The sequence below is a fragment of the Stenotrophomonas sp. 99219_Sma genome, from assembly GCF_056480785.1.
The window spans coordinates 2,547,393-2,570,635 of the sequence record NZ_CM151117.1; the positions used below are offsets into that span (position 1 = coordinate 2,547,393).

The following is a 23,243-nucleotide window of genomic DNA, read 5'->3' on the forward strand; positions in this document are numbered from 1 at the left end:
CCACACGCATGGCCTGGATCTACATGGGGCCTGTGGCGCCGGGCGGATACGCCCGGCGCTACCTGGCGCTATTTCTTGATGCGGGTCAGCTTCCCCGGCATCCAACGCAGCGTCCATGTGTAGTTTCCGTCCGGCGGACAGACGTGGCGGTTCGGGCTCTTCCATTCGCAGACCGTCGCCCCGGCACTGACGGTGAAATCGACAATGATGCGATCACCCTGGATGCGGATCGCGCGGATGGCGCCTGGAATCTGTTCAACCGCGTCGTCACCATAGCCATACTGGCGGATGGCGGCATAGTCCTCTGCTTCCACCGGCGACAGGCTGTTCGGGTTCTCCTGGCCGCGCGGATCGTTTGCCGTCAGCGCCGTCATCACCGCCACCACATTGCGTTGCGCGAAGCTGCCGCCGGTGTAGGTGGACGTGTAGAAATACACGACCTCGGCACGGCCATCGCCATCGAGGTCGGCAACAGCGGTCCACACCGGACGGAAATCGGATTCAATGTCGTCGCCGGGAATCAGCCGCAGGTTGGCTTCGGCGGCGCGGTAGGCCTGTACCAGGCTGGGCGGCGGCGCCACCCGCTTGGACGCGGCAGGCGCGGCCGTCGCCGTCAGGCTGGACAGCGCCAGCGCAGCAAGCACCAGACAGATCGAAGTGGAGCGGAACGTCGCAGGTCCGTGCATGTCGTCCTCCATGAGTGTGCGGTCAGTCTAACCGCAGCTCCGGTGGCGCCCAGTCGTGCACGGCGCGGTTTCGCGCGATGCGTGAAAGACATCCACACATGGCGTGGATCTACTGCGGGGTGTCCAACTCCATCGCACGCATCACGATGGGTTTGGCCCAGTCCGGCGTGTGCAGCAGTTCGGCCACCGAGACCGGATACTGCAGCTGGCCGCGCTCCATCGCCAGAACCGGGAGGGGCGCGACGCAGCCTTCTGCGTCGGCCGGCGCGCTGTTGTCGTAGACATGCAGCTCAGCCAGGTGCGGCAGCAGGTCCAACAGGTTCTCGCGCGCCGAATCGAAGCGGGCGTGGATCTTTTCCACCGGAATATCGTGGCCACCGGCCTCTACTCGCGCCGCCACGCGGGCGATGTGCAGCTCGACCGTGGCCAGGCCACAGAACCAGATCGCGACGTGATGGTGCTCGCAGGCCTCGCGAAGCAGGCGTGGAATGGTGTTGCCACCCAACGTGGTCTCGAAGGCGAAGTCCGTGCCATCAGCCATGGCCTGGCGCAGGCGGCGGGTGCCTTCCTGCCAGGCCTCGGCATTGGCTTCGGGCAGCGGCCAGCCAGCCTCGACCAGGCGGCGGGTGAACGAATCGGGGTTGAACCAGCTCAGTCCTTCGGCTTCCAGCCAGGTACCCAGCAGCGAACTTTTGCCGGCGCCATTGACGCCGGCCAGCACCAGGATCCGCCCCATCGTTCAGAGCGGACGGCCGAGGGTGACCTTGCGGCCACGGCGGATCGGCTGGCCCAGCACCTTGCCCAGCCCCTCACCGCGCTGCAGGCTGGCCAGGGTCTGGTCGAACTCACCGCGCAGGCGCAGCAGTTCTTCACTGCGCTCACCGGCGTCACCGCCGGCGGCCTTGGCCAGCAGCTCCTGATACGTGCGGATATCCACGATCACCGCTTCGGGATGATTATGGTTGGTGATGACCAGCGCCTGCTTCTCGCGCACGGTGCGCATCAGGCTCGGCCAGCCCCGGGTCTTCACCGACGAGGCCGGGGCCTTCTCAAGGCCTGGCAGATCCAGCGGCAGGGTCATGGCACGGCTCCAGACAGAAGTGGACTATGGCCACTATACCCAATTTGGCCAAATTGGGGATAAATAGACCTTTACCTGACGGAACCCTCCGCCGCCGCGCCCGGCGCATCGGTCTGCAGCAGGCTGTCGCGCTCCCGCAGCGGGAAGCGGATCCAGGCATCCAGGCCTTGTGGGCCAAAGCGCAGCTCCCCGCTGCCAGCCAGCTCGTACGGCACGCGCTGCTCGATCAGCGCCCGGCCCAGGCCGCGCTGGCGTGGCAGCTCCCAGTCCTCCACCTCGGCATGACGCTCGCACCAGTGCAGGCCCAGCCATGGCTGGCCGGCCTGAACCTGCAGATCCCAGGTGACCTCGATCCGGCCATCCTCATGGGTGAGCGCGCCATGCCTCAGCGCGTTGGTCGCTAATTCGTGGATCGCCAGGGACAGTACTTCGGCTGCTTTCGGCGGCAGCAGCACGTCCTCGCCCTGCAGGCGGTAGGCGGCCGCTGCAGGCGTCTGCGCAGCGATCTCCTCGTCGAGCATGCCACGCAGGCAGACGCCGGCATTGGCACCACGGGTCAGCAGGCTCTGCGTGCGTGCCAGCGACATCAGTCGCCCGCACAACCGTTCAGCGTATTCATCCACACTGCTGACCGACTCGCGGGTCCGCCAGGCAATGGCATGGATGGTCGACATGATGTTGCGCACCCGGTGCTGCAGTTCGGCCAGCAATACCGATTGACGCTCAGTGGCACGCTTGAGGTCGTCGATGTCCACCGCGATGGCAAATACCCCGCTGACCTCACCGTCGCCATCGCGCAGGGGCGCGGCAGCGACCCGGGTCCAGCGCGCGCGGCCATCATCATGCAGGTACTGGAACTCCAGCCCCGGCACCACGGTCTCGCCGCGCATTGCGCGGGCGATGGCGAAGTCGTGCGCCTCGATGGCGTTACCGTCCGCATGCCACCCACGCCATCGATGCAGGTTCACCTCATCCGTGGAAGGCACCTTGCCGCTGGGCAGGTAGGCACGCATCTGGTCGTTGGACAGCTGCAAGCGCCCCTCGGTGTCGACAATGCAGACACCTACCGGCAGCACCTTGAAGGCCAATGCCAGGCGCCGGTCCGCCTCCCGCCGCTTCTGCTCTTCGCGCTCGCGTGCCAATTGGGCCACATGTGCCGCTGTGGTCTCGAACATGGTCACCAACACGCCGTTGATGCGCCCCTCCTCGCCACGGATCGGGCTGTAGGTAATGGTGAACCAGACGTCCTCCAACCACCCGCGGCGCGCCAGGGGATAGAGTTTGTCCTCGTAAGTGATGGTTTCGCCCTGCCAGACGCGCTGGTAGATCGGCCCGTTGATATGCCACACCTCGGGCCAGCACTCGCGGGTCGGCTGGCCGAGCCCGCCGGGATGCTTGTCGGCCAGGATCTCGGCATAACCATCGTTGTAGAGCTGCACCAGCTGCTCGCCCCACAGCACGATCATCGGGAAGCCGTGGGCCAGCATCAGGTCGACGGTGGCGCGCAGGTGGGGCGGCCACTGCTCACAGGCGCCCAATGGCGTGGACGACCAGTCATGGCGGGCGATGCGCGCGGCCATGCAATCGTGGCGCGCATGCAGGCGCGGCGCAGGCGGCATCGAGCCACGCAGCTTGGCAGCGTGGATGCCTTCAGGACGGCGCGACATGCCGCGCAATCAGGCGATGCCCGCAGAGACCTGCGGCGCCGCCACCAGCCCGGCCAGCTGCTGCACCAGGGTTTCGATGTGATAAGGCTTGGTACAGCGCGGCGCGCTGGCGAAGCGGCTGGGCAAGTTGTCGTCGTAACCGGAGGTCAGCAGAAAGGGCGTACCGGCCTCGGCCAGCCGATCGGCCAGCGGATAGACCTGCTCACCGCCCAGGTTGATGTCCAGCAATGCCACATCGATGGGATGGGTATCGACCAGCTGCCCCAGCGCCTGCAGGTCACCAGCCGGCCCCACCACCTGTGCGCCTTTCAGCTCCAGATAGTCGACCAGGAACATTGCGATGGCGAATTCATCCTCCGCCACCAGTACACGCAGCCCTTTCAGGCCCTCTGGCTTGTTACCCGCTTCCAGCACGACCGGCGCTCCTCGATACACGCGGCCCAGCTCTGCCGCAACGCCCGCAGGATGCGCGAACCGGGCTACAAGAGCGCGTGATGATGGATGAAGATCGTGGCCACGGCCCGTTCACCGCGGCATTGCAGCGGCGTGTTCAGAAGGCCCGCTCCCACTTCAGGCTGAGCAGGCTGCGGTCGTGGCTGTACAGCCAGCCAACGTTGCTGTCGATGCGCGCGTAGCGCAGGCTCAGGCTGGGTACCAGCCCGGCCACGGCAAGGCGCTCGCTGCGCACGATGGCGATCAGGTTCTGTTCGCTGTCCTCACGCCGCGCCTCCAGCAGCGGACTCCACGCGTCGTAGTCGCGCTCGCGCAACGAGACGAATACGGTGGCGGTGGTGCCACTCCATTGCCGCGCTGCACCCAGCCGCACGCCGCGCTGGCGATAGCCGTTGGCTGGGTTGGCGGCGCTGCTGTCACTCAGGTCCAGCCCGGCAAAGAGGGTCCAGCGCGGGTTGAGCGCACGGAACCAGGTGGCATACACCGCGGCCAGCTCACCGTCGTAATTGCTGGCCAGGCCACGCTGGCGATAGCGCTGGCGCTTCCAGTCGGCCTCCAGCTTGAGCAGGCTGCGCGCGTCCAGCGCATATTGCCATTCGCCATGCAGCCCGCTACCGCCTTGCAGGGCCCGGTTGCCGAGGCCCTGATAGTCATAGCTGGGGGCGATCTGCAGGGTATGCCGTGCGCTACGCCAGCTGTAACCCGCCTGCACGTTGGCATTGAGCTCGTTGTAGGCGCTGTGCCCACGCCATGCCTGGCCGAATGCGAGGCCACGCACGTACACGCCATGGTGGCCCTTCAAGGCCCAGCGACGTTCGAGGTTACCGTCGTAGTCCAGGCCCATGGCGCGCTGGGCATCGGGAAGATTGCGCTGAATGATGCAGGTGTCGCCTACCCCGAACAGGCAGGTGCGGCTGGCCGAACTGCGGTTGATGTTGTCGCTCCATGCCGGGCCGGCGGACAGCGCGCCTTTCCAGCGCTGGCGCGCCTGCAGCGCAGCCAGATAGGCGTCCACCCGTCCGCGTACACCTGCGGTGGCGGGGTCATCGGCACTGATGGCATCCGCGATCGCCGTGAACAACGCCACCGCATCGCGATCGCGCTGGTCTTCGGCGTAGACGCGCGCAAGTTCAAGGCGGGCCGGCAGGAAATCCGGCTGTGCCTCCAGCAGCGCCTCGTACTCGTTGGCCGCGCGATGGTGATTGCCGGCCACCCGCGCCAGGCCGCCCTGCGCATAGTGGCGCAGCAACGGGTCGTGGCCAGGCAGTTCGATGTATTCATCCAGGAAGCGTTGCGCGGCGCCCCATTGCTGATGCTGCAGCGACAGGTACAGCGCCTGGCCCAGATCATCGACCGTGCGCTCCACGCGCAGGGTCTGGCCGTCGATGGTGATGGTCGGTCGCTCCGACTCGGCCTGCTGCAGGCGCTGCTGGTCCTGCTGCTGGTGGCGCAGGTCGGTGCCCTGTTCGAGCACGCGGCGAAGATCGTCCTGCTGGGCGCGCACGTCGGCGGCCGCCAGCAGCAGTACGACAAGGAAGATGGGATGGCGCATGGTCGATCCGTGGTGGTGCATGCAGCGGGCCGAAGCAGGGACTGGCGGATCGCGGCTTGTCCCTGCCCTGCCCCGTCAGGGGCGTGGCAATCAGTTCTTGCTGCCGCCGAAGGCGGTGTCGTACTGGCTGTTGCCGCTGAAGGTGGCGATACCGGCCAGGGCGGCCGCGTTGGCGCCGAAGAACTGCCCCTGGGTGGTGCCGGCAACGCTGCCGTTGGCGGTGGCCGAACCGGCGAACGATGCGTCGGCACTGTTGATGTTGGCAACGATGGCCAGGTTCAGGCCGTTGCCCGACAGCGCACCATCCAGGGTGCCGGCGCCGAAGTCGGCGTCGAAGGTGCCGCTCAGCAGGTTGCTGCCGTTGAACTTGTTCAGGCCAGCAACGGTGTAGGACGCCACGCCAGCAGGCAACGTGGTGCCGGCGCGGTCACCGACGAAGTAGACCTGGCGGTTGTTGAAGCCACCGGCGGCGCCATCCTTGGACCACTCACCGAACCAGACATCGCCACTGCCGACCTTGACGAAGTTGAAGTGGCCCATGCCGGCGTGGCTGCCCGGTGCGCCGGTGATCGGCATGGCCAGGGTACGTACCGTCACGCCATTGACGGTGGTGGGTGCCGAGTAGGCGCTCAGGCCCTGGAAGTCCACCGGCTTGGCCTGGGACACGGTACCGACACCGATACCGGCCTTGCCAGCGCGGTGCGGGCCGCCATTGACCTGCGATTCGCCAACCGCCACATACAGCTCGGCATCGGTCTTGGCACTGGCGGCACCGACGATATCGGCAGCATGCGCGGCACCGACCAGAGCCAGCGAGGCAGCAACGGCGAGAACCGAACGGGAGATCATTTTCATGGTATTGCTCCTTGGTTGAGGGAACTACGGGTACAACGCTTGAAGGTGGGAGATCAGAAGCGTGCGGTGACGCCGAGCTTCAGGGTGCGACCCGGAGCCGGCAGCGTGGACCGCGTGGCTGGATCGACGTAGTAGCGGTTGCCGAGGTTGCTGCCGACCAGTTCGACGCTGGCATGCTCGTTGAAGCGCCAGCGCGCATAGGCATCGACGGTGGTGATGTTTCCCCAGGTGAACGGCACGTTCTGCCAGAGCAGGCCGCTGCCACCGCTCAGCAAACGGTCACGGTAGGCCTGCAGATCAGGGTTCTCGTGGCGCTGGTAGTGCACGATGCGGCTGCCAAGCTCCAGGCGTTCATCGAACAGGCGCGTGCCCAGCGACCAGTTGATCGACAGCTTGGGAATGGCCTGGGTCAGCAGGTAGCCACCGACGAAACCATCCTGCACGCAGTTCGGGACCAGGCCGCGGTTCGCATCCAGGAGCACCGCCGTGCTCTCGTCACACACCTCGTTTTCCAGCGTGCGGGTGATGCCCAGATCGGTGAAGAAGCGCCGGTTGTCGAAGCGGGCCTGCAGTTCGATGCCACGGATGGTCTGCTTGTCGATGTTGTCGAACAGGAAGTTGCCATCGCGCTCGATCACGTCACGGGTCTTGTGCACGTAGTACGCCAGCTTGACGTCGGCATCGGCGGTGTTGCCGAACAGGGCCGACAGGTTGTGCACGTAGCCCACTTCGTAGTTGTAGGCGTGCTCGGGCTTGAGCGCATGCAGCGGATTGAGGCTGCCGGAGAAGGCGATCGTGCTTTCGAACATGCTCGGGAAGCGCACCGCTTCGCTGTAACGCACGTAGGCACGGGCGGCCGGGGACAGGTGTGCAGTGGCCGAGAAGGTCGGCAGCCAGGCATGGTCGCGGCGGCGGCTGTTGCGTGCATCGACCGGCTGCGACTGTACGCTGTTACCGATGTTGCAGACCTGGTCGCTGCCGGCGAACACCGGCTGCACGCCGGGAATGGCCGCCACTTCGCCATTGAGGCACGGATTGCCGGCGCGGGTGTAGTTGCCATCGGCATCGGGCAGCCAGGGCCGCGTGTACCTGACCGGACGCGGCGTCTCGTACGGCGCCAGCAAGGCACGGATGCTGTCATCGATGAACCAGCCCATGCCGCGCTTTTCCCATACGGCGCGGCGTGCTTCCAACGCGTCGATGCGGGCCTGCAGATTGGCGGGACGGGGCGGCAACTCGTTCACGGTGTACTGCGCCTCCTTGCCACCTACGCCCTTGGTCAGCAGCTCGGGGTGCGCTTCGAGGAAATCGTCGAAGGCCCAGTAGCGGCTGTAGCGCACGCCTGCATTGAGGGTAAGGAAGTCAACCGGCCGCCACTCCAGGGTGAGGTAGCCCTCGCCCTCCTGTCGGCGCCCGGCACGCGGGAACATGCGCCAGCCATCGGTGGTACCGAAGTACGGATCGCTCGAGCCGAGCTTCTCGTACTGCCAGTTGCCACCCACGGTCAGGTCCAGGGTCGAATGCAGGGCGAAGCGGTTGCTCAGGATCAGGCCGGTGCGGTCGTTGCGCGCGTTGGCCAGCGCGGTGTTGCGCAGGATCGGGCTGGCGTCCGGGTTCCAAGCCGGATTACCCACTGCGAAGTTCGGGAAGCCGCCAGCACTGTAGGTATCGCTGTCCGTCTCCGTGCGCCACAGGTTGGCGTAGAGGTCCAGCCAGCGGCTGCCGGCCGGCTGGAAGCGGTATTCCAGGTTCCAGGCATCGGACGCAACCCGGCTGAGCGGCCACTGGATGCGTCCGTAGTCGGGCGCGGACAGGATGCGCGACGGCATGATCTCGCCGTAGTGCGACAGCGTGCGCCGCCAGGTGGCCTTCAGCTGCTGGTCGTCGTTGATCTGCCAGGTTCCCTTGACCAGCCACGACTCCTGTTCGCTGGAGGTATTGGGCACTTCATCGCCCGGTTTGAAGTAACGCGCCAGCGTGGTGATGTAGTCGATGCCCTGGTACTCGTACTGCTCGCGCCGGTCCTGGTCGTAGTACGCGCCCCCCTTGCTGCCGGAGAAGTAGTTGCCGCGCTTGCGCCAGGCGTAGGCAGCCATCAGGTCGACGTTGTCGCCGCGTACGCCCAGTGCCAACCGCCAGGCCTGGTCTTCGCCATCGAAGGGGTTGTTGCCACTGCGCGACTTCACCGGCACCACCAGGGTGCGGTCGTCATAGGGTGAGTTCGGCGAGCCCTGCGGGAACCCCGGCACCGTGCGGTAATCCTCGCCGGTGTGCAGGCGCGGCAGGCGTGGCGCGACCGCATTGCTGCTGCCTTCGATCTTCAGCTCCCCGCCGAAGCGTTCGCCGGCAGCAACAATGTCGTCAACGTCGATGGTCTTGATCACCAGCGCACCACCGATCCCGCTGTGCACATCGCGCACCAGCCCTGGCCCCTTGATGACCTGGATGCCACCAATCAGGTTGGGATCGATGTAGTTGCGGTTGCTGACGCCGTTGTAGCCACGCCAGACCGTGAGCGCCTGTTCGCCGCCATCGATGCTGACCGGCACCCGCCCGGGCCCCTGGATGCCACGGATATTGACGTCCAGCGCGCCGCTGTTGCGCGCATCGCCACTGAACACACCGACCAGATCCTTGACCACGTCGGCCGGATTGGAGCCACGGTAACGTTCCACCCGGTCGCGCCCCGAATACGCCGTGGTCATGTCCAGCGCGAACACATCGTCGTAGCCACGCCGATCGCGGGCCTCACCCCCTTCCGACTGAAGGCGACCGGCCACGTCCAGTGTTTCGGTCACCCGCACCCCTTCGCCCTCACCCGCCTCCGCTGCGGCCCGCAGGCTCCAGGTACCGTCCATGCCGCGCTGTGCACGCACGCCGCTGCCGCGCAACAGCTGCTGCAGGGCCTGCATCTGGCTGTACTCGCCACTCACCGCACTGGAGCGGCGGCCCTCCACCAGGTCACTGCGGAACACCACCTGCACATCGGCCTGGCGGCCAAAGGCACGTACGGCATCAGCCAGTGGCTGCTCCGGAATGGCGTACTGGCGCAGCGGCGCGACGATCGCCGGTTGTGCCTGCACGGTCGGCACCCAGGCCAGCGGCAGCAATGCGGTGGAAACGGCCAGGGCCAGAACGGTGGCGCGACGATGACAGGCGGATGCCGTGGACGGCATGGACAGGAACTCCTCAAGCGTGGCTGGACCACGGGCACATCCGGTGCCGGTGGTGTGTCTGGCTTGAGGAAAAACGGTGTTTCGCTCTGGCTATACCTCTATAGACAGCGGGACACTGCAGGTGCCCACGGCTTTTTTCATGTTTTTTTCATGCGGCCCGTTCATCCAGGTGCTGCGCGGGCCTCACCACACCACCAGCGCGCCGCCGGGCAAGCGCTGCACTCGCAGTCCTGCCTGCGCGGCCACCGCATCGATGGCCGTCTCCGGCTGCCGCAGGTGGAACAAGCCACTGACCCGTACGCCTGCACCCTGCCCACCCAGTACCCAGACCGGGGCGCGATGGTAGCGCGCCAGATCGGCGATGGCCTGCGTGGCCGACTGATCATCGATCACTACCTCGCCCCGCCGCCATGGCGCCACGGCCTCGGGATCTTCCAGCCGCACAGACTGCAGCCAGCGACCGTCACGGAACACGCGTGACTGCCCCGCATGCAGGCGCTGTACGCTGCCATCGCCCGGACGCACGTCGACCACACCCTCGCTGACCTGGGTGGTGACCGTGGTATCCAGCATCGACACACTGAAGGCAGTACCGATGTCACGGACCAGGCCGCCCGCCGCCTCGACCTGGAACGGTCGCGCCTCATGGGCCACCTGGAACCAGGCCTGGCCGCGCAGCAGGCGCAGGTGCCGCTGCTGGCCATCGAACGCAACCGCCAATGCGGTGCCCGCATCGAGCACGGCGGTGCTGCCGTCTTCCAGCTGCACCACGCGTGGTGTATCGCTGCTGCGCAGGTCACTGCGTGCCAGCAACAGCGCCTGCGGTGCGGCCGCGACCATCAGAACCACAGCGGCGGCACTGGCCAGCAGCCATGGCAGGCGGCGCGGCGCGATCGGGCGCAGGCCCTCGCGATCGGTGGTGAGCTCGGGCAGCGCCGCCAGCACCTCGGGCCCGGCGGCATCCAGCCCCCGCCAGAACGCCGTCTGCTGGCGCCAGGCCAGCGCATGGCGTGGATCGGCCTGCAGCCAGCGCTGCAGGGTTCGTTGCTGGCGTTCCGGCAGCGGGCCTGCACTGCACCGGATCACCCAGCGCAACGCCTGCCTGGCCTGACGCGGCGAGGGTTCGGACGTGGTCATGGTTGTGGCCTGCCGCACCACGAACGGGTGCGCTTTCCTGTTGTGACAACGGCGGGCGCGATCTGCCCACTGCAATCGCCGCTCATCGATGCATTCCCTGCTGGTGCTGCTGGATCAACAGTGCCGCGCGCAGCACATGCTTGCCGACCAGGCTCTTGGAAATACCCAGCCGTGTCGCGATCTCGCGCTCGCTCAGGCCCAGGTAGCGGTTGAGCACGAAGCACTCGCGGACCTGCGCTGGCAGCGCGAGGATGGTCTGGGTGATCTCGCGCAGCTGTGCCTGGTCCAGTGCCTGGGCCTCGCCGTCGTGGCCCGCCTCGGCCATGTCGGCGGCGTACTCGGCCATCGCGCGCCGCTCGCGGGCGTCGGCCTGGCTGCGGTTGAGCGCATGGTGATAGGCCATCCGGTACAGATAGCCGCGCGGCTCCAGGATCGGTGGATCACCGGGCACGCTGCTGGCCTTCAGGTACAGGTTCTGCAGGGTGTCCTCGGTACTGGCCGGGTCGAGATAGCGCGCGATGAAGCGAGACAACGCACGGCGCTCGCGGATCAGCAGCTCGACCAGCGCCAGGGCATTGGGAGACATAGGTGCCAAGGCCGGACCGGGGAATGATGGGCGTGATGGCGACGGTCCGGACATGGATTGTGGGCTGCGCGGCCGCAGGCGGCAAGCGAAAGCCTGTCGCGCGGCACCAGGATCATCCACACATGGCGTGGATCTCCCAGGCGGCGCCGGATCCAGTAGATCCACGCCATGCGTGGATGCGGAGCCTACGGTTCGTCCAACGCCTCGAAACGCTCGGCGAGGTAATCGATCAACGCACGCACTGCCGGCAGCAGCCCACGCCGCGAAGGGAACACCGCATGCACGATGCCGTGCTTCGGCACCCACTCCGGCAGCACCGGCACCAGCGCGCCGCTGTCCAGCTCATCGGTGATCATCATCCGCGGCAGCATCAACAGCCCGACCCCGGCCACCGCGGCTGCGCGCAGCGCGATCATGTCATCGCTGACCAGGCGCGGGCGGTGATGCACGCTGGCCTGCACGTCGTCCGGCCCGATGTACTCCCACACATGCTGCTGACTGGGCGAGGCCAGATCGACGGTCGGCATCATCGCCAGGTCGGCCGGCACCTGCGGCGTACCCAACCGTTGCAGCAGCGCCGGGCTGGCACTGGTGCACCAGACCCGGCGTGCCAGCACGCGCACCACCAGGTCGCTGTCTTCCAATGGCGGCGGCCTTACCCGGATCGCCACGTCCACACCCTCGCCCACCACGTCCACGCGGCGGTTGGTGGCGTCCAGCTGCATCGTCACCTGCGGATGCAGGGCCAGGAAGTCGGCCAGCATCGGGCCGATGCGCGCGTGCAGGATCGCGATCGGGCACGCCAGGCGGATGGTGCCGCGCGGCTCGGCGCGTGACATCGCAATCGCTTCTTCGGCCGCTTCCGCCTCGACCAGCATTGCCTTGCAATGGCGGTAGTAGTCCTGGCCGACCTCGGTGACCGAGAAACGCCGGGTCGAGCGCTGGATCAGGCGCACGCCCAACCGTTCTTCCAGCAGCGCGATGCGCCGGCTCAGTTTCGACTTGGGCATCGCCAGCGCCCGCCCGGCCTGCGAGAAGCCGCCGTGCTCGACCACCATGGCGAAATAGAACAGGTCGTTGAGGTCACAACGGCGGATATCTGCGATGAACACGGGGCGATCTCCTGCGGCCCACGGCCTGCCGCCATTGTTCACCAGATGGGACTATGACGGCAAATATTGGCGTCTACCGGCCCAATTGTCGCGGCGATATCGTCTCCTGCAACGAAGAACAGCGGCCGGCAGCCCCGGCCAGGAGATCGCCATGAAGCGTGTCACCGGTACCTACAGCGCCCCCCGCCCGCACTGGGTGGGCGATGGATTCCCCGCCCGCTCGATGTTTTCCTACAACACCCACGGCCAGCACCTGAGCCCGTTCCTGCTGCTGGACTATGCCGGCCCGTACACCTTCGCCCCCAGCGATACCCCGCGTGGGGTCGGCCAGCATCCGCACCGCGGTTTCGAGACGGTCACCATCGTCTATGAGGGCGAGGTCGCGCATCGCGATTCGACCGGTGCCGGCGGCACCATCGGCCCGGGTGACGTGCAGTGGATGACGGCGGCCTCCGGCATTCTCCACGAGGAATTCCACACACCGGAATTCAGCAAGCGCGGCGGCACGCTGGACATGGTCCAGCTTTGGGTCAACCTGCCGGCGCGGGACAAGATGGGCGCACCGGGCTACCAGACCCTGCTTGACGCAGAGATCCCCTCGGTGGATCTGCCTGAGGGCGCCGGCCGCGTGCGTGTCATCGCGGGCCGCTTCGACCGCCACGCCGGTCCGGCACGTACCCACACGCCGATGGATGTCTGGGACATCCGCCTGCAGCAGGGCCACCACGCCGAACTGCCGGTGGCCGATGGCCGCACGCTGGCGGTGGTGGTGCTGAAGGGCTCGGTCCGGATCAACGGCGGCCAGCCGGTCGGCGAGGCGCAGCTGGTCACCTTCGATCGCAGCGGCGAGGACGTGTTCGTCGACGCCGACAGCGACGCCACTGTGCTGCTGCTCAGCGGCGAGCCGATCGACGAGCCGGTGGTGGGCTATGGCCCGTTCGTGATGAACAGCCAGGCCGAGATCGCACAGGCGGTCAACGACTTCAACAGCGGCCGTTTCGGCCGGATCGCGCACTGAGCGCTTCCGCGCGGCGGGCGATGACCCGTCGCGCCAATGGGCCAACGCCCACCTTCCCCAGGAGACTGACCATGAGTACCCCCGCCAACTTCAATGGTGCCCGCCCGGTGATCGATCCGGACAACGCCGCGATGCTGCTGATCGACCACCAGAGCGGCCTGTTCCAGACCATCGGTGACATGCCATTCACCAGCGTGCGCGCCCACGCCACTGCGCTGGCGAAGATGGCCACGCTGGCAAAGATGCCGGTGATCACCACCGCCTCGGTCCCGCAGGGCCCGAACGGTCCGCTGATTCCGGAGATCCATGAGGCCGCCCCGCATGCCCAGTATGTAGCGCGTAAGGGTGAGATCAATGCCTGGGACAACCCTGAGTTCGTTGCTGCGGTGAAGGCTACCGGCCGCAAGCAGCTGATCATTGCCGGCACCATCACCAGCGTGTGCATGGCCTTCCCGTCGATCGCCGCCGTGGCCGATGGCTACCAGGTGTTCGCGGTGATCGATGCCTCGGGCACCTATTCGAAGATGGCCGAAGAGATCACCCTGGCCCGCGTGGTGCAGGCCGGCGTGGTGCCGATGGACACCGCCGCGGTGGCCTCGGAAATCCAGCGCAGCTGGAACCGCGACGATGCCCAGCAGTGGGCCGAGGTCTACACGAAGATCTTCCCGAACTACCAGCTGCTGATCGAAAGCTACCTGAAGGCGCAGGACGTGCAGAAGAACCACGAGCAGCTGGATTCGCAGCGCAGCTGAGCTGCCCCCGGGGTGCCGGCCAGCCGCCGGCCCCCTCCCAACCGGAGACCCACCATGTCCAGTGAACCGATCCGCGACCCGGCCAGCGACCACCTGCTGACCCCGCAGAATTCCGCCTTCATCATCATCGACTACCAGCCGGTGCAGGTGAACTCCATCGCCTCGATGGACCGCCAGCTGCTGGTCAACAACATCGTCGGCACCGCCAAGGCCGCTGTGGCTTACGGTCTGCCGATCGTGCATTCGACGGTCAACGTCAAGACCGGCCTGAACAAGCCGCCGATTCCGCAGCTGCGCAAGGTGCTGGGCGACTACCCCACCTACGACCGCACCACCATCAATTCCTGGGAAGACGTCGAGTTCCGCCAGGCGGTGGAAGCCACCGGCCGTCGCAAGCTGATCATGACCGCGCTGTGGACCGAAGCCTGCCTGACTTTCCCGGCGCTGGACGCCTTGAAGGAAGGCTATGAGGTGTACGTGGTGGTCGACGCCGTCGGTGGCACTTCGCTGGCCGCGCACGATGCCGCGTTGCGCCGCATCGAACAGGCAGGTGGCCAGCTGATCAGCGTGCCGCAGCTGTTCTGCGAACTGCAGCGCGACTGGGCCCGCTCAGAAACGGTGCCGGCGTTCATGAACCTCTTCATCGAAACCGGTGGTACGGCAGGCATCCAGTTCTCGTACGATCGTACCGAGTGATTGGGTGGCGGCGCTGGCCTTGGCTGGCGCCGCCTTTGGGAGCAGTCGAGCATGGCTCGACGCTACAGTGGGTTTGGTCGAGCGTGGCTCGACGCTAGAGACAGATGGAGAATGTGATGGCCTACGCGCGCATTGTTTCGACCGGCGACAACTACCTGCACCACATCAGCAATGGAAGCTTTGATGTAGACGCGGACGAGCCCGCCTCGCTGGGCGGTCAGGGCAAGGGCTTCGCGCCCTTCGATCTGTACCTGGCCTCGCTGGCCGCCTGCACCGCCATCACCCTGCGCATGTACGCGCAACGCAAGGACTGGGAGCTGGGCGAGTTCCATGCCGAGCTGCGTTCGGAACGCGATGCGGATGGACGCTTCCACGTGCACCGCGTGCTGCATGCCAGCGCCGAGCTGAGCGATGCGCAGTGGCAGCGGTTGCTGGAGGTGGTGGAAAAGACCCCGGTGACGCTGGTGATGCGCGAAGGTGCGCGCATCACCAGTGAGCGCGGGGGCGCAGCGTAACCCCATCCACGCGTGGCGTGGATCTGCTTCAGCGCCGCGAATGCAGCACGGTGCGCCGGCGCATGGCGTTGAATTCCTGCTCCACCTGCTGGATGTCCTCGGCCTGGAAACCGGCCGCATCCAGCAGCTGGTCGGCGGCAGCCGCCGCCAGCGGATCATCGTCACGCTGGCGCCAGCAGCGCGCCGGCAGGAAATAGCCCACTTCGCTGCGCCCGCGCATGATCACCACCGGCCGGCCCGCATACAGCAGGAACTCGGCCAGGTGCTGGCGCAGGCCCTCCACTGAAACATAGGCCGGTCCAACACCCAGCATCTGGCTGGACGGTTCGGGACTTTCGAACAGCTTGCGACGGCTCATCCATTCCTCCTTTGTGCAACGCGTGGTCTCCTTTCCTTAGACGGGTGCATCGCTGCGCCCCCGCCACGCTTCGCGTGATGCCCATCACGCCATCCGCTTAGAAGCCGGTGTTGAACTCCAGCTGAAACACGTCGATCGACAGCGGCGCGCCGGACACTTCCTTGGCCGCCATCCACTTGCCGCTGATCCAGCTGCGCGCGTCGAGCGCGTAGGCACCGCCCACGTAGTAGCCGCGGGCATTGGTGCCACCCAGGTGGAAGTTCGGGTCGTTGTAGGCGTCGGGCAGCGCGTCGGCCTCGATATGCTTATAGCCCAGCAGTGCCTGCCACTGGCCCTTCTCCTTCAGCTCGGTAGCACCGAAGGTGGCCTGCAGCATCCAGGCGGTGTCGCCGCTGCGGAAGGTATCGATGCTGGCAGTACCGCCGGCGCCGTAGTTGTTGACGATGCCGCTGTTGGCTCGGCGGAACATCGCCTGCTTGTCGTAAGCCAGGTTGCGGATGAAGTCGCCTTCCAGGCGCATGCCGATGTCCTGCGCCAGCTGCGTATCCCAGCGCAGGTTCAATGTGGCCAGGCGGAATTCCGACGCCAGGCCGACATACTGCGGGGTGGGCGTGTTGGCCGGGTCCAGCGGATTGCGCGCGATGTCGCGGATCAGCATCAGGGTGTTGCCCTTCTGCATGAACGCCGGGCGCGACCAGTCGGTGTCGCAGCCCACCGCGCCTGCATACAGTGCGCACGGCGAGGACAGGCGGCCGCTGATGTTCTTGAAGTCGTAGTAACCCAGCGCCGCGCGCAGCGCGTTGTCGTCGTTGAAGCGCCAGTTCACGCCCACCTGCGCACCGGACAGCCACTTGTTCTCGTTCGGGGTCTTGACCCGGCTCTGGCTCGGCGAACTGTCGGAGGTGTACTCCAGCGGTACCACCGCGAGGTTGCCGAACAGGTCGAGGTCGCCACCATCGAAGTCATACTTCAGGTTCGCGGCCAGGCCATCGAAGTTGAGATCGTTGGAGAACAGCGTGTCACTGGTCCAGAACGGGTTGCCGAAGCGGCCACCGCGTACGGTCACCCAGTCGGCCGGGCTGTAGGCCAGCCAGGCCTGGTCCAGCCACACGTCCTTCTTGCTCAGGCCACCACCCAGCTGTTCGGTGGTCGACACCGGGCCATTGCTGCTGCCACTGGCCAGGCGTACGCCGGCGGTAGTGTGCTGGCCGATGGTCGCTTCGATGCCGAGACGGGCACGGATGCGCCACAGGTTGCGGCGGTCCTGGCGGGTGTTGAGCAGCGGTGGCAGCTGCAGGTTGGTGTTGGTGTTCGTATCGAAGCCGTTGCCGGAATTGATCGACGCCCAGTTGCTCACGATGTCGCTGTTGCGCTCGGAGTAGAAGCGCGACTCGCTGCGTACACGCATGTCACCGGTGACCTTGATGCGCTTGGTCCATTCGGCCACTTCGTTGGGTGCCGCCCAGCCTTCCGCCTTGGCCTGCGCCATCACGTCCTGGCGCACCTCGTCACGAATGCCGTCGCGTACGCTCTGCGGCACGTAGGGCACGCGCACGTCGCCGGCTTCCAGGGCCACGCCACCGCTGGCGGCCGTGCTGCCGCTGGCTGCGGTGCGTTGTGCGGCCACCGCTTCGGCTTCGGCCTGCACCAACAACGCCTGGCCGTCTTCGGGCTTCAGTGCACCACTGGCGATCAGGCCCTTGATCAGCTTGACCATGGTGGTTTCGGCGGCCATCGCACCGGCCGGTGCAGCCAGGCTGAGCAGCACGGCGCAGCACAGCAGCGCCCGTCGGGCCGGCCGCGGGCGGCGGGAGTCGGTTCGTGCGCGGACGTGGTCGTTCATCACGGTTCTCATCGAAAGAAGGGGAATCATGGAAGTCTGGAATCAGGCCCCGGGCCGGCGGCCCTGGATCAGGACGCGGGCGGGGAAATCGAGTGACGGCGGCGGTGCCTGGTCGACCTTGCCGATGCGTCGCAGCGCGTCGAGCACGGCCGCGTCGGCCTCCTCGTTGCCACTGCCACGCACCAGCTCGACCTTCTCCAGCCGACCGTCCGTGGCCAGCCACACATTCACCTGCAGCTGGAACGCCAGGCGCTTGACCTTGTCGTCGCGCGAGATCGCCTGCTGCATCAGGTAGCCGAGGTAGCGACCGTAGGTGGCATTGCCGGCGCCGCCACGGCCGACGCCCGACGAGCCACCGCCACTGCCGGACTGGATGCCGAAGTTGTCACCGCCAGCCTGCGCATCGGCATTCATCGTCACCGGGTCAGCGTTGTCCGGGGTTGGCGTCGGCTCTTCAGCAGGCGTCGGCTGATCCAGCGGCTCCGGCTCGGGCATCGTCTCTTCCGGCGGCGTTTCCGGCTCCGGCGGCTTTTCCGGCGGCGGCGGTGGCGGCGGAGGCGGCGGGGGCAGTGCCAGCATCGGCGGCTGCACCACCGGCCGACGGGTGCTGGCGGTGTCCTTGAACAGCAGCCACCACACCGCGATGCCGAGTACCAGCAAGGCGGCCAGCACCAGCGCGACGGTCACCAGCAACTGGCGACCGCGCATGCCGGACTCCGGCCGAGGGGGTTGATGGGCCGTCATGCCTCAGCCCTGCGCCTTGCCGGTGACCAGGCCGACCTGGGCCAGCTCCAGCCGCCGCAGCAGGTCCAGTACCTCGACCACGCGGGCGTACTGCACCTGTGCGTCACCGCGCACGATCACCGGGAAGTCCGGTGTGGTCGCGCGCTCGGTACGGAGGCGGTCTTCCAGCTCAGCCATGGTCACCGGGTAGGCATCCAGGAACACCTGGCCGCTGGGGTCGATGGTGATCGCCTTGGTCTTAGGCTTCTCCAACGCCGTGATGTTGCTGGCCTTCGGCAGGTTGACCTCGATGCCGGGAATGGAGGCGTTGCTGGTCAGGATGAAGATCACCAGCACCACCAGCAACACGTCCACGAAGGGCGTCACGTTGATGCCCTTCTCGCGCTTCTTGATGCCGAACTTCGCCTTCTGGCCCATGGCGCGCCCCTCAGCCCTGGACCGCGGCCGGGCCGCGCCCGTCCTGCTCTTCGGCCAGGCGCGCGGCGAACTCGTCGATGAACACCGCCATGTCGGCGCCGATCGCCTCGGCACGCGCGCCCAGGTAGTTATAGCCGAACAGCGCCGGAATCGCGACGCCGAGGCCGGCAGCGGTACACAGCAGCGCCGCGGCCATGCCGGGCGCCACCGAGTTGATGTCCACCGCGCCGGCCATCGCCGCCACCACGAACACCAGCATGATGCCGATCACGGTGCCGAACAGGCCCACGTAGGGCGCACCTTCGATGGTGGTCGACAGCCAGTTCATGCGCCGTGCCATTGCTTCCTGCTCGCGCACCATCACCGCATCCATCGAGGCACGGATCGCGGCGATGGTGGCACCGCTCAGGTAGCCACTGTTGCCATCGCGCTGGTGGCGCTGCTGCATTTCATCGATGGCCACCTGGTAGATGCGCCACAGCGAGCCGTCATGCATCGCGGTCGGCGCCTTGCCCTGGCGGTCCATCTCGGACAGAGTGCGCAGCGGCACACCGGACAACTTGCCGAAGCTCTCGGTGAATACCGCGTTGGCCTTGCTGGTGCGGCCGAAGTGGCGGCTCTTGGCAATCATGATCGCCCATGACATCAGCATCATCAGGCCGAGGATGGCGACCACCACCCAGGCATCGAACGGCATCGCCTTGAGGATGAAGCCGAAGTGGCTCTGGCCGGCCGACTGCTCGTCGGCGCCGTAGCTGATCAGGCGCGAGTCGGCGCCCTGAGCGGTGGCATCGGCCAGCAGCAGCGCGGCTGGACGTGCAACCCGCGAGACGCGCAACTCATCCAGCGCACCTTCGAAGTTGGCCAGCGGCTGCGCCGCGCCCGGCGCATCGGCGCCCACCACCGGCGCGGTACCCAGCGCCGGCAGCTCGCCGCTCAGCTGGGCCACTACACGGCCGTTGAGGTACAGCTGCAGCGCACCCTTCTCCGCGGTCAGTGCCACGTGCGCCCACTGCCCTTCCGGAATCGGCTGTGCCGGCGTGCTGCGCTGGCCATTGAGCTGAACGAACGGCACGCGGTTCTCGATACCGACCACCAGCTCGGAGGCGCCATCGCGACGGGCGTAGATCGCCTGCGCCGCATTGTTGCTGCCCGGCTTGATCCAGGCCGAGAGGGTCAACGGCGCCCCCGCTTCCTGTGCCAGCGAGGCGCTGGCCGGCAACGGCAGCGGGCCTGCGCCCAACTGCACGCCACGGCCGATCACCGAACCTTCGGACGGCGGCACCACAGCACCGGCATTGTTGCCGTAGGCGGTGGCGTCGCGTGCAGGCGCATTGGCTTCGGCGAAGTGGTAGACCAGCGTGTAGTCCGGGTCGAACACCTGCTGGCCGTTGCCGCTGGCCGGGGCCTTCTCGTTGCCGTAGTACATCCAGATCGTCTGCGGCGCCGCGGCGCTGACCGCCGGCACGTCCACCCAGACCAGGGCCAGGCCCAGCTTGGGATCGAACTGCTCGATCTGGTGGGCCAGCACGGTGCGGCCATCACCCGAGACGAAGCGCAGGTCATTGCCCGCATCCTGGGTGCCGTCAAAACCGAAGTTGCCGGTATGCAGGCGCAGCAGCAGCGGCGTACGGCCCGGGTCACCGGCCAGGCCCGCACCCTGCGGGCCGGCATCGACGGTAATCGGCTTGCGGTACTTCCATTCGGCCTGCCACCAATTGGCATCGGCCGCAGCAGCAGGCAGCGCAACCAGCGCGGCCAGCAGCAACAACACTCGGGAAAGCAAACGGTCCATGCGAAGGGTCTCCGGAGAACGCATGTTCAAGGGAAGGGTCAGTAACTGGTGCTGATGTTGAAATGCAGGCGCGGGTCGTCCTTGCGCGTGACCGGGCCATCGGCATAAGGCCAGGCGTAGTCCAGGCGCAGCTGCAGGTGCTCACCCAGGCGCAGCTGCGCGCCCAGGCCGACCGAGGCCAGGTTGTACTTGTCACGCTGCTCGGGCAGCGGCTGGCGCAGGCGCAGGTAGGCGGCGTCGGCAAAGCTGTAGACGCGCAGATCCGTGCCGCTCCACAGCGACCACGCCGGGGTACGCCATTCCAGGCTGGCCAGGCCGCCGTAGTCGCCGATCGCCTCGGCCGACAGATAGCCGCGCACGGTGTACATGCCACCGGCGGCGAACTGCTCGGCCGACACCAGCGGTGCGTCGGTCACCTGCAGCGAGCCGCGCGCGTACCACTGCCAATCGCTGCCGAAGGTGTGGGTGTTGGCCACATCGGCCTTGAACGCGATGAAACTGGGGTCCGCCCAGTAGCGCTTCTGCCCGAATCCGATGGCATCGCTGCCATAGCCGAACAGGCGGCGGGTACCGGCCACCAGCTGGGTATTGATGCTCAACTGATCCTGCTCGCCCTGGCGCACACCGACAAACGCCAGGGTGATCGGCGCGTACTTCAGCGGCGTCTTCAGGCTCTCCTTGCCCATCTGCGTGTCTTCCTCGGTGTCCTTGAAGTCCACGCCGAGGCTGAGCTGGCGCCACCACTGGCTGCTGCCGGCCAGTCGATAGTTGAGCTTGAGACCGATCGAATGGCCGTTGCCGATTACATTGGTTCCGGTGCCGGTACCCACCTGCCCACCCGCGTTCAGCACGCGGCTGTCGGACTTGTAGCCGGACGCTTCCAGGCTCCACGGCGTGCCCTCGAACGGCATCATGTACGAGGCCGAGAACACCTTGGCCTGCTTGGTATCTTCCGGCGCCAGGTACACGCCGATGTTGGCGCTGTGCCCGCGCTTCCACAGGTTGTCGTAGGCCAGCGATGCACTCAGGCGCAGCTTCTCGGTGTCGGCGCTGTGGTCGTTGTTGAGCGCCGCGCTGGCACGCCACGGCGACTTCTCCTCGACCTGCAGGTCCACATCCATCGTGCCCGGCACCTGGCCCTCGCGCACCAGCGGCATCACCTGCCGACGTCCACCTTCATTCAGCGCGGTCAGTTCCTTCTGCGCCTGGTCGAAGTCCGGCACCTTGCCCTCGGCAAGTGCCGGCACGCGTTCGCGGATGCGTTCGGGCGATTCGTGCTTCGTGCCTACGACCCGCAGCTGCCCGATCGGCGTCTGCTGCACCTTCAGCAGCACGACGCCGCCACTGACCTGCTGCTCGGGCAGCTCGACGTAGACCGACTGGTAGCCTGCCTGCTGGTACAGCGCATTGACGGCATCGCGCGCCTTCTCGACATCGGCCAGGGTCTTGCCCGGGCCGAGGAACGGCTCCACCGCACGTTCGATCTGGCGCGGATCGAGCACGGTGTTGCCGCGCACGATGTATTCATTGATGTTCACGCTGGGCGCAGGCGCCGCGTCCTGCGCGAACAATGGCAGCGGCATCGCGGCCAGAGCCAGCACCAGCGGATGCAGGCGCAGCGGAAGGCGGACGGCTCGGCACGGAACAGGAGTCATCGAAGGCATCGCGTCGTATCGAAGGGAGTGGCCAGGGAGCGGCGCGTGGGTCTACCAACAGGACGTGTACGTCGCGTCAAAGCCGCCAATAGTTTTGTGACATCACTGTCATCTTTTGACAGCGCCGGAACAGTTGCAGGCGGACACTGTCTTCGCCATACGTCTTCATTGCTGAGCGTCGGTTTTCGCAGGAGATTCAAGATGAGTGAGTCGTTGGAGGCGGGCCTTCGCCCTGCCCTCGCCCTTGCCTTGTTGCTGGCGTTGCCATCGGCCTGGGCCGGAGAGGCGAAGAAGCAGGACGATGCCGCGCCGTGCATCGAAGTACAGGTCAACGGCGAGCGCATCCCCGCCTGGGAGTGCCTGCAACGCAAACTGGCCCCGGCGCCGAAATCGGCGAAGTCACCGGCACTGCCTGAAGCCGAACGCCTGATGCGGCAGCCGGGCAACCAGCTGATGCAGTACAACCTGGAAGGCACACGACAGCGCATGGGCGATGCCTTTGGTCGTTCGGTGGAACCGCAGCGTCCGGCGCGTTGAGCCTGCGCAGCCGTGGAGCCGGGCCCGCGCTCGGCAGGATTTTGTAGAGTCGAGCCATGCTCCACTGGATTTTGTAGAGTCGAGCCTTGCTCGACTGTTCTTCCAGACGCAGCCGAGCGTGGGCTCGGCTCTACAGGGAGCTGGCGGGCACGATGCCATCGGTCGGCACCGCTGGCAGCGCGGGCACCGGCAGGCTGCGCGATTGCCCGGCCTGGTTCAGTTCCACTGCGCTGGCACTGATGCTGGCCAGTACCGTGCAGGGTCCGAGTCTTTGGCCGGGCGCATACGCTTCCGCTGGGCGTCCATCTACCGAGAGCAGGGCCAATGGCGCATGGTCACCCGCCATCACGCCCAGCACGACCACCTCGGTCTGCACCGCACCGGGCGACAGCAGCCGCACCAGTGGCAGGCTGGCCACTGCATCGAACATCGGCCGTACCGGCGCCTCGGCATGCGCTTCGCTCGCGGCCGCCGCTGGCGCCACCGCAGACAGGGTGACGCTCCAATAGGCCACCACGGCCAGCAGCAGCGTCGCCGCCAGCAGGGTCAACATCCGATTCCGATCCCAGCGCCTGCCGTCCATGTTCCACATCATCGCCACGTTCGTG

The 23,243-nt window shown here is 66.7% G+C and carries 23 protein-coding genes; 5 read left to right on the forward strand and 18 right to left on the reverse strand.

The genetic code is table 11. The annotated features are described in order from the left end of the window. Nucleotides 1-68 precede the first annotated feature (68 nt). The 11 genes from ACZK13_RS11715 to ACZK13_RS11765 all read right to left on the reverse strand — a co-directional run bounded on the left by ACZK13_RS11715 (nucleotide 69) and on the right by ACZK13_RS11765 (nucleotide 12,305). Nucleotides 69-686 (reverse strand): hypothetical protein, encoded by a 618-nt coding sequence (locus ACZK13_RS11715; RefSeq protein ID WP_478481693.1) that lies wholly within the window; start codon nucleotides 684-686, stop codon nucleotides 69-71. Between the two features lie 109 nt (nucleotides 687-795). Continuing rightward, a complete protein-coding gene (locus ACZK13_RS11720) occupies nucleotides 796-1,422 on the reverse strand; it encodes an ATPase (RefSeq protein WP_049462504.1) in 627 nt (208 codons plus the stop codon). A gap of 3 nt (nucleotides 1,423-1,425) precedes the next feature. Continuing rightward, nucleotides 1,426-1,767 (reverse strand): type II toxin-antitoxin system prevent-host-death family antitoxin, encoded by a 342-nt coding sequence (locus tag ACZK13_RS11725; RefSeq protein ID WP_005413623.1) that lies wholly within the window; start codon nucleotides 1,765-1,767, stop codon nucleotides 1,426-1,428. A gap of 71 nt (nucleotides 1,768-1,838) precedes the next feature. Continuing rightward, nucleotides 1,839-3,434 (reverse strand): sensor histidine kinase, encoded by a 1,596-nt coding sequence (locus ACZK13_RS11730; protein WP_478481695.1) that lies wholly within the window; start codon nucleotides 3,432-3,434, stop codon nucleotides 1,839-1,841. 9 nt (nucleotides 3,435-3,443) lie between these two features. Further along, the gene (locus tag ACZK13_RS11735; RefSeq protein WP_019337750.1) at nucleotides 3,444-3,848 is read right to left on the reverse strand and encodes a response regulator; all 405 of its coding nucleotides are present in this window, start codon (nucleotides 3,846-3,848) and stop codon (nucleotides 3,444-3,446) included. A gap of 136 nt (nucleotides 3,849-3,984) precedes the next feature. Continuing rightward, complete coding sequence (locus ACZK13_RS11740) at nucleotides 3,985-5,439, reverse strand: surface lipoprotein assembly modifier (RefSeq protein ID WP_180838016.1); 1,455 nt, start codon at nucleotides 5,437-5,439, stop codon at nucleotides 3,985-3,987. Nucleotides 5,440-5,529: 90 nt separating this feature from the next. Next, a complete protein-coding gene (locus tag ACZK13_RS11745; protein ID WP_032129432.1) occupies nucleotides 5,530-6,294 on the reverse strand; it encodes a Slam-dependent surface lipoprotein in 765 nt (254 codons plus the stop codon). A gap of 53 nt (nucleotides 6,295-6,347) precedes the next feature. After that, a complete protein-coding gene (locus tag ACZK13_RS11750; RefSeq protein WP_478481697.1) occupies nucleotides 6,348-9,470 on the reverse strand; it encodes a TonB-dependent receptor in 3,123 nt (1,040 codons plus the stop codon). A gap of 183 nt (nucleotides 9,471-9,653) precedes the next feature. Beyond that, a complete protein-coding gene (locus tag ACZK13_RS11755; protein ID WP_478481698.1) occupies nucleotides 9,654-10,607 on the reverse strand; it encodes a FecR family protein in 954 nt (317 codons plus the stop codon). 82 nt (nucleotides 10,608-10,689) lie between these two features. Further along, nucleotides 10,690-11,193, reverse strand: coding sequence for an RNA polymerase sigma factor (locus ACZK13_RS11760; RefSeq protein WP_049462496.1), 504 nt, complete (start codon nucleotides 11,191-11,193; stop codon nucleotides 10,690-10,692). Between the two features lie 185 nt (nucleotides 11,194-11,378). Next, entirely contained in the window at nucleotides 11,379-12,305 is a 927-nt protein-coding gene (locus ACZK13_RS11765) for a LysR family transcriptional regulator (RefSeq protein WP_180838019.1), read from the reverse strand. Between the two features lie 151 nt (nucleotides 12,306-12,456). Between ACZK13_RS11765 and ACZK13_RS11770 the strand changes: the two genes are divergently transcribed. The 4 genes from ACZK13_RS11770 (at nucleotide 12,457) to ACZK13_RS11785 (ending at nucleotide 15,286) form a co-directional block, all read left to right on the forward strand. After that, entirely contained in the window at nucleotides 12,457-13,323 is an 867-nt protein-coding gene (locus tag ACZK13_RS11770; RefSeq protein WP_478444701.1) for a pirin family protein, read from the forward strand. A gap of 71 nt (nucleotides 13,324-13,394) precedes the next feature. Beyond that, nucleotides 13,395-14,075 carry a hydrolase gene (locus ACZK13_RS11775; protein ID WP_154263694.1) on the forward strand — a complete coding sequence of 227 codons (681 nt, stop codon included), beginning with the start codon at nucleotides 13,395-13,397 and terminating at the stop codon, nucleotides 14,073-14,075. Nucleotides 14,076-14,129: 54 nt separating this feature from the next. After that, a complete protein-coding gene (locus ACZK13_RS11780) occupies nucleotides 14,130-14,771 on the forward strand; it encodes a hydrolase (RefSeq protein WP_180838021.1) in 642 nt (213 codons plus the stop codon). A gap of 116 nt (nucleotides 14,772-14,887) precedes the next feature. Further along, complete coding sequence (locus ACZK13_RS11785; protein WP_478481700.1) at nucleotides 14,888-15,286, forward strand: OsmC family protein; 399 nt, start codon at nucleotides 14,888-14,890, stop codon at nucleotides 15,284-15,286. Nucleotides 15,287-15,314: 28 nt separating this feature from the next. On the opposite strand, the gene ACZK13_RS11790 is transcribed toward ACZK13_RS11785, so the two are convergent. The 6 genes from ACZK13_RS11790 to ACZK13_RS11815 form a co-directional block, all read right to left on the reverse strand. Further along, on the reverse strand, nucleotides 15,315-15,644 hold the full coding sequence (locus tag ACZK13_RS11790) for a hypothetical protein (RefSeq protein WP_478481702.1): 330 nt from the start codon (nucleotides 15,642-15,644) through the stop codon (nucleotides 15,315-15,317). A 97-nt stretch (nucleotides 15,645-15,741) separates the two neighbouring features. After that, nucleotides 15,742-17,487, reverse strand: coding sequence for a putative porin (locus tag ACZK13_RS11795; RefSeq protein WP_478481704.1), 1,746 nt, complete (start codon nucleotides 17,485-17,487; stop codon nucleotides 15,742-15,744). Between the two features lie 42 nt (nucleotides 17,488-17,529). Beyond that, a complete protein-coding gene (locus tag ACZK13_RS11800; protein ID WP_136637921.1) occupies nucleotides 17,530-18,195 on the reverse strand; it encodes a TonB family protein in 666 nt (221 codons plus the stop codon). 39 nt (nucleotides 18,196-18,234) lie between these two features. After that, nucleotides 18,235-18,648: an ExbD/TolR family protein gene (locus tag ACZK13_RS11805; RefSeq protein WP_478481706.1), complete on the reverse strand. Its 414-nt coding sequence runs from the start codon at nucleotides 18,646-18,648 to the stop codon at nucleotides 18,235-18,237. A 10-nt stretch (nucleotides 18,649-18,658) separates the two neighbouring features. After that, nucleotides 18,659-20,443 carry a DUF2341 domain-containing protein gene (locus tag ACZK13_RS11810; RefSeq protein ID WP_478481707.1) on the reverse strand — a complete coding sequence of 595 codons (1,785 nt, stop codon included), beginning with the start codon at nucleotides 20,441-20,443 and terminating at the stop codon, nucleotides 18,659-18,661. A 38-nt stretch (nucleotides 20,444-20,481) separates the two neighbouring features. Next, the gene (locus tag ACZK13_RS11815) at nucleotides 20,482-22,098 is read right to left on the reverse strand and encodes a ShlB/FhaC/HecB family hemolysin secretion/activation protein (protein WP_049399765.1); all 1,617 of its coding nucleotides are present in this window, start codon (nucleotides 22,096-22,098) and stop codon (nucleotides 20,482-20,484) included. A 201-nt stretch (nucleotides 22,099-22,299) separates the two neighbouring features. Between ACZK13_RS11815 and ACZK13_RS11820 the strand changes: the two genes are divergently transcribed. Next, a complete protein-coding gene (locus ACZK13_RS11820; protein ID WP_121503439.1) occupies nucleotides 22,300-22,635 on the forward strand; it encodes a hypothetical protein in 336 nt (111 codons plus the stop codon). Between the two features lie 130 nt (nucleotides 22,636-22,765). Here ACZK13_RS11820 and ACZK13_RS11825 read toward each other — a convergent pair whose 3' ends face one another. Continuing rightward, nucleotides 22,766-23,230 (reverse strand): general secretion pathway protein, encoded by a 465-nt coding sequence (locus tag ACZK13_RS11825; protein ID WP_180838024.1) that lies wholly within the window; start codon nucleotides 23,228-23,230, stop codon nucleotides 22,766-22,768. Nucleotides 23,231-23,243 lie beyond the last annotated feature (13 nt).